This window comes from Longibacter sp., assembly GCF_051155795.1.
Lineage (GTDB): Bacteria > Bacteroidota > Rhodothermia > Rhodothermales > Salinibacteraceae > Longibacter.
In genome coordinates this window covers 17,365-32,345 of the sequence record NZ_DAXETW010000119.1, presented here as the reverse complement: position 1 = coordinate 32,345, position 14,981 = coordinate 17,365, and the positions used below count along the sequence as shown (strand labels likewise).

Here is a 14,981-nt window from a genome sequence, read left to right as displayed (position 1 = left end):
CCGAAATTGGACCAGATCGGGGAGGCGAGGGAGTAGTAACCGCGGCTGACGTAGTCGAAAAACGTGTCGCCGAAGCCGTCGATGCCGAGGATGGACTCGGCGTGGTCGGCGATCTGGCGGACGCGCTCTTCCGCCGTCACGCCATCGAGTAGATAGCCGCGGCGAAGGAACGTCCGGATGTCATCGTTTAGCCAGTGAAAGGGCGGGCGCTGGGTCGCTACCGGGGCGGGCATGGTCGGGCTCGGTCAGATAAGGGGGAAATGTGTGCATCAGCGTCTCATCCGGTAGCCGGGCAGAGATGGAGCCGTAAGCGTCTACCAGAGGAGGTCGTGCAGGGGACGAATCGGTTGGGCTGGCCGCTAAAACAGATCGTCGCCGCTGACGCTCTGGGTCATCTTTGAGTAGCTGGTGCCGCGCTTGGAGAAGAAGTCGTTGCCCTTCGTAAGCAGGATCTCCTCGTAGAACCAGCGTGTTTCGGCAAGCCGGTCTGTGTTTACGTCGAAGAGCGGCTCGACGTCCACGTTGTCGAGCGCCTGGTTGAACTTGTCGCGGAGGAAGGTGTCGACCACCGAGCGGGGGAGGAAGTCGAGCGTGCCGTCGGCGAAGATCCAGTCGAGGATCTTCATTTCGGCGCGGTGCGCTTTGGTGCAGGCCGTCTGGACCTCGTCCTCGAATCCATCGCCGAACCATTCCGGCCGCTCTTCGCGCATTAGGTCGATCAGCTCGAGCCCGAAGAGGCCATGGATCTGCTCTTCCTTCGACGTTGCCTCGACGGCGTTTGCGACGCCCTTGAACCGCTTCTCATGCTTGTCGAAGGACAGCATGATGAGAAACTGGCTGAATAGGCTGACGTGCTCGACGAAAATGGAGAAGAGGAGAATGGAAAAGGCCAGCTCACGGTCCCGCCCGTCCTTGGCACGTTTCAGTGCGTCGTCGAGATAGTCGATCCGGTCGCGGATGGCCGGGATGGCGTCGATCTCGCGGAAGGCATCGTTCAGCCCGAGGCGCTCCAGGAGGTGGGAGTAGGCGTCCATGTGCCGGACCTCGGACTCCGCGAACGTCATCCCCACGGCACCGATCTCAGGAATCGGAAGGCGGCGGTACAGGTCAGCCCAGAATGTTTTGACCGACACCTCGATCTGCGCGATGGCGAGCATCGTTTTCTTGATGACGCTGCGCTCAACGTCCGTGCAGTTGACCCGGAAGTCCTGCACATCGCCCTCGAAGTTGAACTCGTCGTGGACCCAGTACGACTGGCGAATCGCCGTCTTATACTCCAGCAGATGCGGGTAGTCGTACGGCTTCAGGTGGACACGCGGCGTAAACAGACTTCGCTGGGTTTCGGCGCCCGTTGAAGACGATTCGGAGGCGACGGCGGTCGTGGGAGCGGTCATAAGCGGGCTCTGTGTAAGACGAAAACCTTTGAGCGTCAACGCGCCAAAGGCCACAGAGCAGAAGAGATGGGCACCGGTGCAATACGGCCGGCTCACAATTCATACCGCACAGACACGGTCCGACGGTCGAAATGCAGGTGCAACCACGCTCCACACTCGGAGACCACAGGCCCTATGACGCGTAGGGTCCCGGCCGGCGGCTCGAAGCCGAATCGGCCGGGTGTGATCGTCTTCTCAGCGGGCATTCGGACTGTTACCGTTGCGCGACAGTGCCGGAATTGCACCGGACTTCCCCCGGGTACCTGCCGTGACCGGCCGGTATCGATGCACCGAAAACGGCGCAACCGAAGAAGACGTGTGATGCTTTCTAATGTGCATGCAGAGTAGGGGCTGTCTGCAGAAGAGTCAAGCCGAAACCTGTGCTTTTTCGCCTACTCCGTAACGACCCCGTTGGAACGGTTTACACCGTGGGGGGAAGCTTTACGTTGGGCCGTGGCGCCGTCGACCGCTGGCGTTTCCGTTTCAGTTTTGCCTGAGTACTCTGGAATGCACGAGCGACGCCCCACAACCAGGTGCCGATGCTGCTCACGGTCAGTAGAACGAAGCCGGCGATGACCCACCACACACCGGGTGCCGCCTCGGGCCAGGACCCGGCGGTTGTCATCTGGTTGTTTGGAACCGGTAACGGAGCCTTGAACTGTTTTTGAACGGGCGGTGCGTCCCACGTTGCAAGACTGATCGTCATCGCTGTTCCGGGCGTGGTGGTGACCTCTCCGCGATGGTATTGCCGGTACGCGCTGAGGGAGACGGCATCGCCTGCCGCTGTGGTGAGCGTGACAGCCTTCGGGTTCGGCATCTCATTTCCTTCGAAGCGCAGTGCCATCGTCGACCCGTTTTGCAAGTCGCACGGCTTCCTGCACAGTAGATCGCCTTGCAGGTCGCCGCTCGCTATCGACGTGACAGCGACGTGGCCGGTGTTCTGGGGAGCATAGTACTGGATGCCGTCAATGGTTGAGAACACCACGACGCCAGAGTAGACCAGGGTCAGTGCGACAGAAACCACCGCGCCACGGAGCCACGGGAAGGGTCGCAGCGAAAAGCCCTTGTCCTCGTCCACATTTACGTGACGGTGCACGGGCTCCGACCGGACAACCCAGATGTAGGCGCCGGTCAGAATCGAGAAGGATAGCATCAACCCAAAGCTAAACCATAGCGCCTTCGTCCAGAAGCTGCCGAAGTAGCCGAAGTGGAGCGGGTCTGCCGCGTCGGTGATGAACGGCACGACGCCGAGGTCGCTGCTGCGTTGTATGCCGAGCACGTCGCCGGTATATGGGTTGACGTGGACCTCGTTGGCGCGATCCCGGGTGATCGGGTTGCCCCTCTGGCCGGTGACGGAGGCGGCATCGGTCGGGGCAAGCGGAAGACGGACGCCGCGGACGTCGAGTCCAGGGACGGCCGCTCGGGCGCGATCAGCGAGCACGCCGGCGGGAAGCATCGTCGCTCGATCACCGTAGGCAGGCAGCGTTTCGTCTGCGACATTTGGCAGCGGCTCTGCATGGAGCGCCTGATCGTTGCCGGTCCCGGTGAAGACGACCTCCGTGAAATAAAAAATGCCAGTTGCAGCGATCAGGATCGTAAATAGCAGTCCCCAGATGCCGGCGACTTTGTGGAGGTCGGAGCCGAAAAGCCGGCGTCCTTTGTCGCGGCGAATGGTGAAAAGCTGCTTCAGCCAGCCCTTGTAGTATAGCAGTCCGGTGAGGGCAGAAAAGAGAAGCGGAAACGCCATCAGCGTAACGAGAACGATGCCGCGGTCGCCGTCGAAAAACCTGCGGTGGAAGCTCCGAAAGAAGCGCTGCGTGTTGAAGAAACTCGTGTGCCCCTGCAGTTCGCCCGTAGACGGGTGGAAGTACGCCTTCCGGGTCTCACCGTCCGGCAGGGTGACGTATGCCCGTGCGGCAAAGCCCCGTTCGATCGGGGCGTACATGCCGAGGTTCACGCCGTCCGGGAACGTCTGATCGATCGACGCTTCGATCTCGGACCACGCGATGGGTCCGTTCGTCGCTTCGGCGCGTAGGTCGTCGTTCAGGAGCCAGTCGATCTCGTTCGAAAAGACTGCCACGGTTCCCGAAAGGCAGATCACGAACAGCAGGAGGCCGAGGTTGATGCCGATCCAGCCGTGAAGGCGGAAGAGCGTTTTTCTCCAGTTCGAAATCATGGGATGCTGTGGACGTCTGCAAATGAAAAGAGGACGACGCATGCGCGCCGTCCTCCGTGTGGCGAACATAGCTGACGTGCTAAAACGTGTAGCCGACGCTCAAGAGCGCCGTGCGGGGCGCACCGGGGTAGATCCGGCCGTAGTTGTAGCCGCCGGTCCAGTACGTTTCGTCCGTCAGGTTCTTCATTGTCGCCTTGATCTTGAAGCTGTTGACGGTGTAGAAAACCGTCGCATCCCAGATCGCATATCCGGGCAGCTGCAGCGTCTCTTCGAAGGTGTTGCGCTCGGTGACGAACTGCATGCCGCCGCCGAACCCGAGTCCGGTCAGCGCGCCGGACTGCACCGTGTACGTACCCCAGAATCCACCGGCGTGCTCCGGCGCGTTCTCTTTGATCCGCCCGATTTCATTCTCGTCGTCCGACTCCGTAATTTCCGCACGGTTGTAGGCGTAGTTGGTGGTCAAACGGAGACCGGGGATCGGTTCGCCCGCGACTTCGAGCTCCACGCCACGGGCGCGCTCCTCGCCTCGCTGTTCCAGACGCTGTGGATTCGCGGCGTCATTGGCATTCACCAGCACGTTTTGCTTCGTAATCTGGTAGATCGCCGCGGTGGCTAGCAGCTGGCCGTTCAGCAGGCGGGCCTTCGCACCGCCCTCCACGACGTTGCTCTCCTGCGGGTCGAAGGGACCGCCGAGCTGCGGGTTTAGCACCGACTCTGCCGTCTGCGGCTCGAAGCCTTCGGCGTACGTGCTGTAGATATTGATGCCGTTGGCGACCTCCACGACCCCACCGATGCGCGGTAGCCAGGTCGACTGGGCCGCGGTGTTGTCCACGTCCGGGAATGCGCTACGGAGACCCTCGAGCTGTTCTTCGGGGAGGATGTCGCGGTACCACTCGTGGCGTAGCGACAGCAGCAGACGGACGGGGCCGTAGGAAAGCTGATCCTGGATGTATGCGCCGTACGTGCGGGAGCGGATCGGGTCGGAGGTGCGGGCCTGCGAGAACCAGTTGGCCTCGTAGGTCGAGGAGTTACGGCCCTCGATCGTGTAGACCGGGTCTTCGAGATCGAAGTTACCCACATTGCCGCCCGGCGTTGGCGTGCCGTCCGGCAGAATGAACTGATCGGCACCGCGTGCACCCCACTGCGTCCGGTTATCGTCTTGCTGGAAGAAGTCCACGCCGCCCAGCGCTTCGTGGGAAACGGGTCCGGTCTTGAACTCGGCGGTGAGATAATTCGTCACGTTGTCGACCGTGCGCTCCTGGTCCCGCTTAATGAACGCGAGCTGGAGGATGGTCGGGTCATTCGGGAGGAAGACGTTGCTCGTGCGGTGCTCCTCCAGGTCCTGGTCGTAGCGGAACTTCATGTACGAGCTGTTCAGCTCGAGCCAGTCCGTGAACTCGTGGCTGAGCGAGGCTGTGACGTGGAAGTTGGTGTTGTGCATGTAGTCGCCCGGCTGGCTCAGCGCAAAGCTGATGGGCGTCGATGTCAGGTCGTCGCTCTGGTTGAAGATCGGCTGGCCGCGGTCGAGACGGGAGTCGAGGTCCGAGTAGACCAGGTCGACGTTCACGCGCGTTCGCTCGTTCGGGATGAACGACACCGATGGGGCGATCAGGTACGACTCGTTAAACTGAAGCGTCCGAAACGACTCTGCGTTCTCGTAGCCGAGGTTGAGGCGGTAGAGGACCGTGCCGTCATCGTTCAGCGGGCCCGTGAAGTCCGCCGTCGAGCGGTAGGTATCATAGCTGCCAAGCGTGAAATTGAGCGACTGCCGCGACGTGCGAAGCGGCTTTTTCGTCACGAGGTTGATCGTGCCACCCGGGTTCGTGTTGGCGAAGAGCGCCGATGCGGGACCTTTGATGATCTCCACGCGCTCGATGTGAGGCAAGATCGGACTGGTCCAGAAGGAGAAGCCCCCCTTCAAGCCGTTGATGAGGCGGGCATCCGAGGAACTGCCGCCAGAGGTACGGAAGCCGCGAGCCGTGTAATCGTTGTACCCCGAAAAGGTGTTGACGCCGCTTACGTTGCGGAGCGCCTCATCCAGCCGGTAGACCTGCTGGTCGTCGAGCACCTCTTTCGTAATGACCGAAATGGACTGCGGCACGTTCTCGAGCGGGGTGGCGGACTTGGTCGCGACGAAGCTGTAGTCGGCTTCGTAGCCGCGGGCGCGTCGTCCAATCACCTCGACGCCCTGCAGTTCGACGTCATCCTGCGTGAAGCGGAAGTTGGCGGTCGTCGTTTGACCTTCTTCAACGGTAATTTCGCGCTGCACCGTTTCATATCCAATGAAGGATGCCTGGATTACGTAGGTGCCTGCGGGGACCTCCTCGATCGCGTACTTGCCGTCGACGCCAGTGGCTGCGCCGAGGGTGGTCCCGCGGAGTCCGACGTTGACGCCTTCCACAGTTTCTCCCGTGGTGGCTTCGGCGATGGTCCCTACGACTCGACCGGTCGCCGCTTCCTGTGCAGCGGCCGGGGTGGATAACAGGCAGAGCAGGACCCAGATGACGAGGCGAACGGGAAGGGCTCGATGCACGCGTTGCAGCAGTGCCGAGGGGCGACGGGATGTGGGTGTCTGTCGTTCGGAGGTCGAACGCGCGGGTGGGTCGTCGGGAAGCGTCATTGATCGAGGATGCTGAGGGGTCTAGTTGTTTTTATCTATACCAAGTCTAAATTAGAGGAGTCTGACTTGCAAGAGGTCAATGTTCGAAGCTTTCTGAAACTCTGCAAACCCGCGGAATTGGAATGAGGCGTTCCCGTGAAGGGACTTGACGGGGCTCTGAGTTCTCGTTATTTAAAACGCGTCTACACTACATATCTCGTAATGACCCGCTCAACCGTGAATCATTCCGGCTCAACCGTGAATCATCTCGTTTCTGCACAGCCTCTGGTGATTTTTCTTGTTGTGCTCGGTATGCTCACGCTCCCGGCCTGCTCCCCGGACACCGATGCGTCGCGGGCTGTAAGCGAGGCGTCGGTGCAATCACAGCAGGCCCAAGAGGAAGAGGGTCATGACGCGGCCGCAGAAGACGAGGAGCATGGGGAAGAACACGCAGAGCTCGCCGTTTACATGAGCCGGATGCAACGCTGGACGCACAAAACAGCTCTGGCCGTCGAGGCGGAGAACGGCGAGCTGTCGGAGTTTTACCTGCATGAACTGGAGGAAAGCATCGAGACGACGCAAATGGAAGCGCCGGTCTACGAAGGATATGAGGTGGGGAAGCTGACGGAGTCAATGCTCGTCCCGGTCGTGGAGCGGCTCGACGCGCCCGTTGATGACGGCGACTGGAGCGGGGCAAAGCGGCAGCTCGCGAACATAGCGAACGCCTGCAATCAGTGCCACGCCGCAACCGATCACGGCTTCATCCGCATCCAGCTGGACGATCTCGACCAACCGTACGCCCAGGAGTTCGGCACGGAGTAGGGATTGCGGATTGGGGATTGGGGATGTCGAATGGCACGGCCGCTGCTTGAGCGATGGCAAACTCCCGGGACCCGGAACTCGGAACGCTGAACCATACATCCCGACCTGCGCACCTGCAAACATACATACCCCCCAACCTTGCCTCCCGCGCCGAGTCCACGCATCGGTGCGAAACTAATATAGATGATGTTCAATATAATGGCTGCATCAGATCCTTCATTCTCCCGGCCGACCGGTATGCCCGCCTGTGACTGTAGCGTCCCTTCCGGAGACCGCCTGCAGGACGCGGATGTCCAGCAGCACGCGGATCGTCTAAAGGCATTATCTAATCCCGTGCGTCTTCGCATGGTCGATCTCATTTACGACGGCGGTGGCGAGATCTGCGTGTGCGAGTTCACCGAGCATTTCGATCTCAGCCAGCCCACGATCTCCCATCACCTGAAGGTGCTGCGCGACGCCGGACTGATCCGCAGTCGCCGGGACGGCACGTTCGTCTATCACCGTGTTGTGCCGGGGGCCTTCACCGGCCTATCGGACCTCATGTCGCGATTTGCAACCGTCCGCGAACCGGTTACGACTTGACGCGAAGACGACGGATTAAAAAATTTTCCCGATTATATCGAAGAACGTTGATGTGATCATCGGTGCTTTCCGGATTCACCTGTCCCTCGCCCCTTCATCAGCCCCACTCGTGATGTCCCGTTCTGACGCACGCCGCTCCGTCGTTTTCGTTTGCACGCACAACTCCGCCCGATCGCAGATGGCGGAGGGGTATCTCCGAAGCGCTGCCGGTGATCGGTACACGGTCTACAGTGCGGGAACGGAGCGCACGCACGTTCGGCCTCACGCCATTGCGGTCATGAACGAGATCGGCATCGATCTGACGAGCCATCACTCGAAGACACTGGACGACCTGGAGGAGGTCGACAAGGACATCGTCGTGACCGTGTGCGATCACGCAAAAGAAACGTGCCCCGTCGTCCACGCAGAGCAGGTGATGCACAAAAGCTTTCCCGATCCCTCGGCAGCAAGTGGAAGCGAAGAAGAACGCCTCGAAGCATTCCGCTCCGTCCGCGACGACTTGATCGCCTGGATCGACGAGACATTCGTAGCGACACCTGAGACGTAAAGCCGGATTCTTCCTGTCGTCGCGTCGGCGAACTTTGTCGCGTGTCCCATCCCGTAAAGCAGGCAAGTGGCTCGGGTCAAATCCAATCCACAACCCACAATCAACAATCGTCAATCCCTACCCATGAACACACCAGACGACGTAAAAGCCAGTGTCCGTGAGAAATATGCATCCATCGCTCGCAGCAACGATCAGGGTGACGGCTCCTGCTGTTGCGGCTCTGCCGGCGACGAGCTCGAGGTCACGATGATCGGCGATGACTACGACGGCGTGGAGGGCTACGTGGCCGACGCCGACATGCAACTCGGGTGCGGCGTGCCGACGGATCTTGCCGAGATTCAGTCCGGTGACGCCGTGCTCGACCTTGGCTCGGGCGCGGGGCTGGATGCCTTCACGGCACGTCACATCACCGGTCCAGACGGCCGGGTCGTTGGCGTCGACATGACGCCCGAAATGGTGAAGAAAGCCCGGGCAAACGCCGAGTCTCTCGGGTTCGAGAACGTGTCCTTCCTTAAGGGCGATATCGAAGATCTTCCGCTGGGAGATGCGCAGTTCGATGTCGTGATCAGCAACTGCGTCCTGAACCTCGTCCCCGATAAAGCGACGGCCTTCTCAGAGATGTACCGCATGCTGAAGCCCGGTGCGCACTTCTGCGTCTCCGACATCGTGGTGAGGGGTGCGTTGCCTGAGGCCGTTCGTCGCTCCGCGGAGATGTATGCCGGGTGTGTGGGCGGGGCAATCGAAGAAGAAGAGTACCTCGCGCTGCTGGAGGCCGCCGGGTTCGAAGACGTAGACGTCGTTCGTCGCAAAACAATCAACGTGCCGGACGAGGCCCTGCTGAAGCGTGCGTCCGAAGAAGATGTGGCCACCTTCCGCGACGGCGGCGCGATCGAAAGCATTACCGTACGCGGAAGCCGCAAGGTGTGAAAGGGTGAAGGACTGAAAGGGTGAACGGTGGGGACGTACGGGAGGGCGGACGTATGAACGTTCGAAAACCTGTTTGTTTGGTGGATCGTCTTCGGCGATCCAAAAGGACGGACCTCCCTGCGATCGGTCCTCGCGACGCTCGGAACATCACGCCACGTCGATTTAACGCTTCGTGTCTACTGCGTCCGTGCCAAAGGATGCTCGTTCGGTTTACGAATCGACCTAAACGATCATGCTTAACTTTTTCGCGGTCCATCTGCCAAACAGGTTGGAGTAGGCCGTTTGTAGTTGGTCGTTACTTAGATCCGTTTACGGGCGGGGGCCGTCGCCCCAGATGCGTTGCGAGGCCCGCTCACCGAATCCGCCTTCTCCCCCTTTCTCCCTCTTCCCGAATCCCCGGCTCAAACGTAACGCGTCCGTTCGCGGTGCGACACGACATGATCTTTTGAGCAGCAGTGTGCATCTTCTCTGGTCACGAGCCCCTCTCACGGATGTCTGTCCATCATGTCGCTTCGCCTTGGTTCGACCGTACTTCTCACCCTCGTGCTTCTGCTCGCTCTTCCCGCAGTTGCATCCGCCCAGAACGGGGATGGCGGCGGCGACCGGCTAACGGGCGCTGACTTCGCGAGCAGCCCGGTGATTGCCCCGAACGGCATCGCAGCAACCAGTCAGCCGCTCGCCTCTCAGGTGGCCGTGGACGTGCTGAAACAGGGCGGGAGCGCCGTAGACGCTGCGATTGCCGCCAACGCCGTCCTCGGACTGGTCGAGCCCACCGGAAACGGGATCGGCGGCGACCTCTACGCCATCGTGTACGACCCCGAGACCGACGACGTCTACGGTCTGAATGCCAGCGGGCGATCACCGCAGAGCCTGTCGTACGAGGAGCTACAGGACGAGCTGGGCGACAGCGATCAGATCCCACTCGTCGGCGCGCTGCCCGTCAGTGTGCCGGGCACCGTCAGCGGGTGGGAGATGCTCCACGAGCGGTTCGGCGAGCGGTCGATGGCAGACAACCTGGCTCCCGCGATTCAGTACGCCCGCGAGGGGTTCCCCCTGTCTCAGGTGATTGCCTACTACTGGGAGCGGAATATTCAGGCGTTCGAGTACTATGAGGAGCAGGGCACGCTGACGGACAACAACTGGCGCGAAACCTACCTGATCGAAGGCGAGGACGGCGAGATGCGCGCGCCGAGAGAAGGTGAGATGTTTCGTAATCCGGACCTTGCCAATACCCTGGAGTTGATCGCGGAAAACGGAGCCGATGCCTTCTACGAGGGCGAGATCGCGCAGACGATCGACCGATACATGGAGCGGGTGGGAGGTTATCTGACGGCGGAGGACCTGGCTGATCATACCTCCGACTGGGTGCAGCCGGAGAGCGTCACGTACCGCGGGGTCGAGGTATTCGAGCTTCCGCCGAATGGACAGGGTATCGCGGCGCTCCAGATGCTGCAGATCCTGGAGGCGTACGACATCGCGGACATGGGCCACAACAGCACCGACTACCTCCACGTCCAGACCGAGGCGAAGAAGCTCGTCTTTGAGGATCGCGCCCGGTTCTACGCCGATATGGACTTTGCCGACGTTCCGATCGAGGAACTCCTTTCCGAGGAGTACGCGGCTAAGCGACGGTCTCTCATCGAAATGGACGGCGTGCTGTCGGAACCGTCGCACGGCGATCCTCGGGCGGTGGTCAGCGATCGACTTGAAGAAGGAGACACGATCTATCTCACGGTGGCGGACGAGAGCGGCATGATGGTATCGCTCATCCAGAGCAACTACGCCGGTATGGGGAGCGGCCTGGTGCCGGACGGGCTCGGGTTCATGCTCCAGGATCGGGGTGCGCTGTTCACGATGGAAAAAGGACATCCGAACGTCTACGAGCCCGGGAAACGGCCTTTCCACACCATCATTCCCGCCTTCGCGAAGAAAAACGGCGAGCCGTGGCTAAGCTTCGGTGTCATGGGCGGCGCCATGCAGCCGCAGGGCCACGTGCAGATCATCTGCAACATGGTTGACTTCGGCATGAACGTCCAGGAGGCCGGTGACGCGGCCCGGTATCGCCACCGCGGCAGCACGTCACCGACCGGGGAAGCGATGGACGGGCGCGGCACCCTGCATCTTGAAAGCGGTGTGTCGCAGAACGTGGTGAACGCGCTCCGCGGCCGGGGTCATGCCGTCGAGGTCGATGCCGGCGGGTACGGCGGCTACCAGGCCATCATGTGGGACCCGGAGGAGGACGTCTACTGGGGCGGCACGGAGATGCGGAAAGACGGTACTGTTGCAGGGTACTGATTTTTGTGCCCGGCCTGTCCACCGGAAACCGATCCCTCGCCAGGCATTCCCAAACGGTTCTGGCGCATCAAATCTAAGGCGGCCTCCGACATGGATCGGGGGCCGCCTTTCGTGCCTGTGCCATCCGGTGGAGGCCGGCAGCGTCCGGGTCGAAGATGCCGTTCAGTCAAAGCGATCTGTGCCGACGAGCTCGAACGCGGTCGTGCGTGAAGTGGTGGCACCGGTTACCGTGTCTGTCACCCGCACGGTCACCCGCACGTCCTGGTTCTTCTTGTCGCGCAGCTTCGAGAGGTCGAGGTAGATGTACTCCTGCGTTCGCCGGGCCGTGCTTGAGTATTCAGCCTCCGTACTGGTGCGGCGCACCTCGTCGTTCCGGAAAACGCGCGTCCAGCCACGCTGCGTACGCCCTTCCACCTCGTATGCGACCTTGTACCGCGTCCGGTCATCCGCATCGTACGTGAGGTGGTAGAGCTCGAAGTATAGAATGAGCGGCGTGTCCGGCCCGATGGTCGAGAAGGGGAACGCGACGGCATCGGACACGCTACCGGTCTGCGATACCATCACGCGGAGGTCGCTCATCGCCACCTGATTCGGGGTCGCATCGATCGGCCGGAGCGAGTCCGCACGCAATGTCGTGTAGCGCACACGATCCCCGAGGCTCGCGTTGTTCGGATCCTCGGAGTTGACGGCGAACTGCGACCACTGCAGCCCGATGTGGAACAGGTCTGACCGGCTGTTGACCGACACCGGCGGTGACACGAAAATGCTGTTTCCGTTGAGGGACTGGGCCGTGAGCAGGTGACGGCGCTCGGCGCGGCCCGACGCGCTCAGTTCCCCGTCGTACTGCACCGCGTCGAACGTAAGGACAGACGGCTGCTGCGGTCTATCTTCCGAGCGGAGATGCCGTTTCTGGATACCCCAGTATATCTCTGTCCGCGTGGACCCGTCCGTGTTCAGGAAACGAGCCGTTCGAAGGGCGATCGGAATGGATTCCTGTTGCTGAAAGATTTCCGTGGCCTGACGCGGCATCGCGTTCTTGCGACGGTGACGGGCGGCGTTGTCCTGGTGGTTCAGGCTCGTCACGATCGAGCTGATAAAGCCGCTGGGCGAGTCAATCCCGAAGTTGGCCGATGAGGAAACGGTCCGTGTCTGACCAAACCCGGCCCCCACCGTCTGAGACTCCATTCCGGCGCCTTCCCCTTCAGCACTCGACCGGTCGCCACTCAGGCGGGACCGCGCCTCCACCGACAACGCCTGGTTTTCCTGGAAGACGGCGTAGCTGGAGATCTCGCTGAACGCCGACGCGAAGTCGATGTGGAAAAGCGATAACTCGGAGAAAATATAGCGCAGGGCCATCAGCGCCGAGTACGAGATATTTTCGGCGCGCTCGGTGTCACCCCGGTTCTGGTGCAGCCGAGACGGAAGAAGATCCATCGCCCCGGAAATCTCGTAGCACTGGTCGCTATTTTCCGTAAAGATGTAGTAGCCGGCGTCGGAGAGGCTGGCGTACGACCACAGTTCATTGTCGGGAAACTCGCGAGGGGTTACCGAGACACCGAACCGGAAGACCTCGCGGCGAAACTCCGGGTCTTGATAGTCGATCACGTGCGTGCGGCCCGGCGCCCCGAAACGCAGGAAGACGAGGCCGCGGTCGTCGAGCCTGCTGACGCGATCGTCGCAGCCGTATTCCTGAAGGGCGTAGGCACGCCGGCCCAGGTGCTCCTCGATCCGTTCGTTCTCCGCCGTTACCGGCATCGGGTCGAGCTGATTCCACCAGGCCGACACAAAGTCTCCGGCGTCCGGAGGGAAGGTCCACGACTCCGCATCGGTGTCGGGCGACTCATTAATCATCTTCGACACATGCTCCTGCGTCATGAGCGGCGCCAGCTCGGCTGCGTACTGACGCTGGATACTGCGCTCGGTCTCACTGGGGGCGCTGCCGAAGGAGGAGATGATGGAGCCGTAGGTCGTCAGCGCGAGAGATCGATCATTCCTCAATCGTACGGGGGTCAGGGACTGAATGAACGAATGCGCAAGCTGGATGTCGAAGGCGTCGTCGTCGCGCATAGCCCGGACCGCATCTCGCCAGGTGCGATAGGCGGCGTCCGAGTCGCCGGAGCGTTCAAGCGCAGTCCCGAGCCAGTACGCTGCTGACCCGTGCGTAGACGATACGTAGGTGGCTCGGTCGGTGACGATGCCGCGCAGGAGGGGAACCGATGCGTCGGACTGGTCGGCCCGGACGAGGTTGATTGCCGCGGCGAGCTGTGACTCAGGCGACACGCTCCGAACGTCCGGCGTTTGATGCTGCGCCATGCCCCGCTGGGCGACGACATCGGGCGCGGCCAGGAAAACGATCGCGAGGAGCAACCCGGCGATGGCAGCGGGTCGTAAGAGCGAGGGGAAACCGTCGAGAGCAGTGGCCATGGCGGGGAGACGAGTGGCCCGAGAAGCTGTTGATGAAGGGGAGGGGACGGGCGAGCGGTGCCGGGACCGGGGACGTCGCCGTCCGCGCGCTGGGACGACGCAGGCTCGGCCGAGACAGCAGGCACCCGCGAGACGGGCTGCCTCCGGTGCGAGAGGACACATCCGCCTCTTTAAAATGAAATCACCCCCTGGAAGGTTTCGGCATTCCTTCATAATTGTGCCGTCCTCGCCGCCGAGGTCGGTGTCGGTCTTCCAACCGGGTGTCCCGTCAGTCGTTGTCGGCGAGCCGCCAGCGCGTAGACGCCAGGGCAAGCGTGCGGTTGCTGTCGGCGTGGCGCAGATGGTGGCGGAAGGTGGTTTCGGGATCGGCGTCCACACCGGCGTATGCTTCGGCCCGAACCGGGTCGTCCGCCGTCGTCTCCGCGCGAAACTCGAGCGTCAGGTGGGAGAGCACATGCGCGTCCAGCCAGCCGGCATCCAGGGTTTCGACGGCCCACTCGACGTAGCGGACGTTGTTGACGTGACGGTTGAGGTCAAGGTCGTGGTAGCGCACGCGGAAGTCGCGTTCGTGAAGCGGGGCGCTCTCTGGTACCGACGACTTGCTCTGCTGCTTTGAGAGCGGGCGGGGGCGATCCGGCAGGTCGATGTCGTGCAGAATGGACGGGGGGCGCACCGGGCGGCGGCGTTCCGTATCGATCACGAACCAGGCGCTGGTCGCGCGTGCGCACGAGCCGTCATCATCCGAAAGGACGAACTCGCGCGTCGCGTAGATGCCGTCCAGCCCGGACGGCCATGTTTCCAGTGTTACCTCCCGGTGCCACGAGGGATACCGGTCGACCTCGAGATGCAAAAAGGCGAGCACCCATGCCCGGTTGTCCGACAGCAGGTCCTCCATCGACACGCCGAGATGGTCCGCGTGGTTGCCGGCGGCCTCCTGAAGGAAATCGCAGATCGCGAGCGGGGATGCGGTGCCTCGCGGCGTGATGTCGTACGCGCGAATGGGAAACGACTCGGTCCAGACGGAACGGGTGGACATAGGAAGGAGCGTCGGGCGAGGGCAAGATCGATGGGAGAAGGTATACGCCCCGTCGCCTGCCCGCCTCCGTGATGGCCGTTAAGCCTCGGGCAAGAACCGCGATCTACGGACGGTTCGTGACGGCCCGGGTGTATCCCAGC

Annotated in this window: 10 protein-coding genes, 1 pseudogene and 1 riboswitch; of the genes and pseudogenes, 5 read left to right on the top strand and 6 right to left on the bottom strand. The window is 61.8% G+C overall.

From position 1 onward, the window contains the following. The 4 genes and pseudogenes from ACFCU0_RS12365 to ACFCU0_RS12350 form a co-directional block, all read right to left on the bottom strand. A pseudogene (locus ACFCU0_RS12365) lies at positions 1-233 on the bottom strand (hypothetical protein); the annotation flags it as partial. Between the two features lie 126 nt (positions 234-359). After that, complete coding sequence (locus ACFCU0_RS12360; protein WP_434973986.1) at positions 360-1,394, bottom strand: ribonucleotide-diphosphate reductase subunit beta; 1,035 nt, start codon at positions 1,392-1,394, stop codon at positions 360-362. Between the two features lie 232 nt (positions 1,395-1,626). Continuing rightward, a riboswitch (adenosylcobalamin-variant (AdoCbl-variant) riboswitch) is annotated at positions 1,627-1,705 on the bottom strand. Positions 1,706-1,854: 149 nt separating this feature from the next. After that, entirely contained in the window at positions 1,855-3,609 is a 1,755-nt protein-coding gene (locus tag ACFCU0_RS12355; protein ID WP_434973985.1) for a PepSY-associated TM helix domain-containing protein, read from the bottom strand. A 79-nt stretch (positions 3,610-3,688) separates the two neighbouring features. Then, positions 3,689-6,229 (bottom strand): TonB-dependent siderophore receptor, encoded by a 2,541-nt coding sequence (locus ACFCU0_RS12350; protein WP_434973984.1) that lies wholly within the window; start codon positions 6,227-6,229, stop codon positions 3,689-3,691. A gap of 201 nt (positions 6,230-6,430) precedes the next feature. Here ACFCU0_RS12350 and ACFCU0_RS12345 point away from each other — a divergent pair, with 201 nt between their 5' ends. The 5 genes from ACFCU0_RS12345 (at position 6,431) to ggt (ending at position 11,381) form a co-directional block, all read left to right on the top strand. Further along, positions 6,431-7,030, top strand: coding sequence for a hypothetical protein (locus tag ACFCU0_RS12345; protein ID WP_434973983.1), 600 nt, complete (start codon positions 6,431-6,433; stop codon positions 7,028-7,030). A gap of 345 nt (positions 7,031-7,375) precedes the next feature. After that, on the top strand, positions 7,376-7,612 hold the full coding sequence (locus tag ACFCU0_RS12340) for an ArsR/SmtB family transcription factor (protein ID WP_434973982.1): 237 nt from the start codon (positions 7,376-7,378) through the stop codon (positions 7,610-7,612). Between the two features lie 112 nt (positions 7,613-7,724). Then, a complete protein-coding gene (locus ACFCU0_RS12335; protein WP_434973981.1) occupies positions 7,725-8,159 on the top strand; it encodes an arsenate reductase ArsC in 435 nt (144 codons plus the stop codon). 123 nt (positions 8,160-8,282) lie between these two features. Continuing rightward, complete coding sequence (gene arsM, locus ACFCU0_RS12330; protein WP_434973980.1) at positions 8,283-9,086, top strand: arsenite methyltransferase; 804 nt, start codon at positions 8,283-8,285, stop codon at positions 9,084-9,086. Between the two features lie 504 nt (positions 9,087-9,590). After that, entirely contained in the window at positions 9,591-11,381 is a 1,791-nt protein-coding gene (gene ggt, locus ACFCU0_RS12325) for a gamma-glutamyltransferase (protein ID WP_434973979.1), read from the top strand. Between the two features lie 162 nt (positions 11,382-11,543). On the opposite strand, the gene ACFCU0_RS12320 is transcribed toward ggt, so the two are convergent. Together ACFCU0_RS12320 and ACFCU0_RS12315 are read right to left on the bottom strand one after the other, a co-directional pair. Beyond that, positions 11,544-13,805: a GWxTD domain-containing protein gene (locus ACFCU0_RS12320; protein ID WP_434973978.1), complete on the bottom strand. Its 2,262-nt coding sequence runs from the start codon at positions 13,803-13,805 to the stop codon at positions 11,544-11,546. Between the two features lie 268 nt (positions 13,806-14,073). Beyond that, entirely contained in the window at positions 14,074-14,841 is a 768-nt protein-coding gene (locus tag ACFCU0_RS12315; protein WP_434973977.1) for an acyl-[acyl-carrier-protein] thioesterase, read from the bottom strand. Positions 14,842-14,981 lie beyond the last annotated feature (140 nt).

Bases quoted from the DNA above. Each gene is read 5' to 3' on its own strand.
- arsM (WP_434973980.1), top strand. From the start codon at position 8,283: ATGAACACACCAGACGACGTAAAAGCCAGTGTCCGTGAGAAATATGCA.
- ACFCU0_RS12345 (WP_434973983.1), top strand. From the start codon at position 6,431: ATGACCCGCTCAACCGTGAATCATTCCGGCTCAACCGTGAATCATCTC.
- ggt (WP_434973979.1), top strand. From the start codon at position 9,591: ATGTCGCTTCGCCTTGGTTCGACCGTACTTCTCACCCTCGTGCTTCTG.
- ACFCU0_RS12355 (WP_434973985.1), bottom strand. From the start codon at position 3,609: ATGATTTCGAACTGGAGAAAAACGCTCTTCCGCCTTCACGGCTGGATC.
- ACFCU0_RS12320 (WP_434973978.1), bottom strand. From the start codon at position 13,805: ATGGCCACTGCTCTCGACGGTTTCCCCTCGCTCTTACGACCCGCTGCC.
- ACFCU0_RS12335 (WP_434973981.1), top strand. From the start codon at position 7,725: ATGTCCCGTTCTGACGCACGCCGCTCCGTCGTTTTCGTTTGCACGCAC.
- ACFCU0_RS12350 (WP_434973984.1), bottom strand. From the start codon at position 6,229: ATGACGCTTCCCGACGACCCACCCGCGCGTTCGACCTCCGAACGACAG.
- ACFCU0_RS12340 (WP_434973982.1), top strand. From the start codon at position 7,376: ATGGTCGATCTCATTTACGACGGCGGTGGCGAGATCTGCGTGTGCGAG.
- ACFCU0_RS12315 (WP_434973977.1), bottom strand. From the start codon at position 14,841: ATGTCCACCCGTTCCGTCTGGACCGAGTCGTTTCCCATTCGCGCGTAC.
- ACFCU0_RS12360 (WP_434973986.1), bottom strand. From the start codon at position 1,394: ATGACCGCTCCCACGACCGCCGTCGCCTCCGAATCGTCTTCAACGGGC.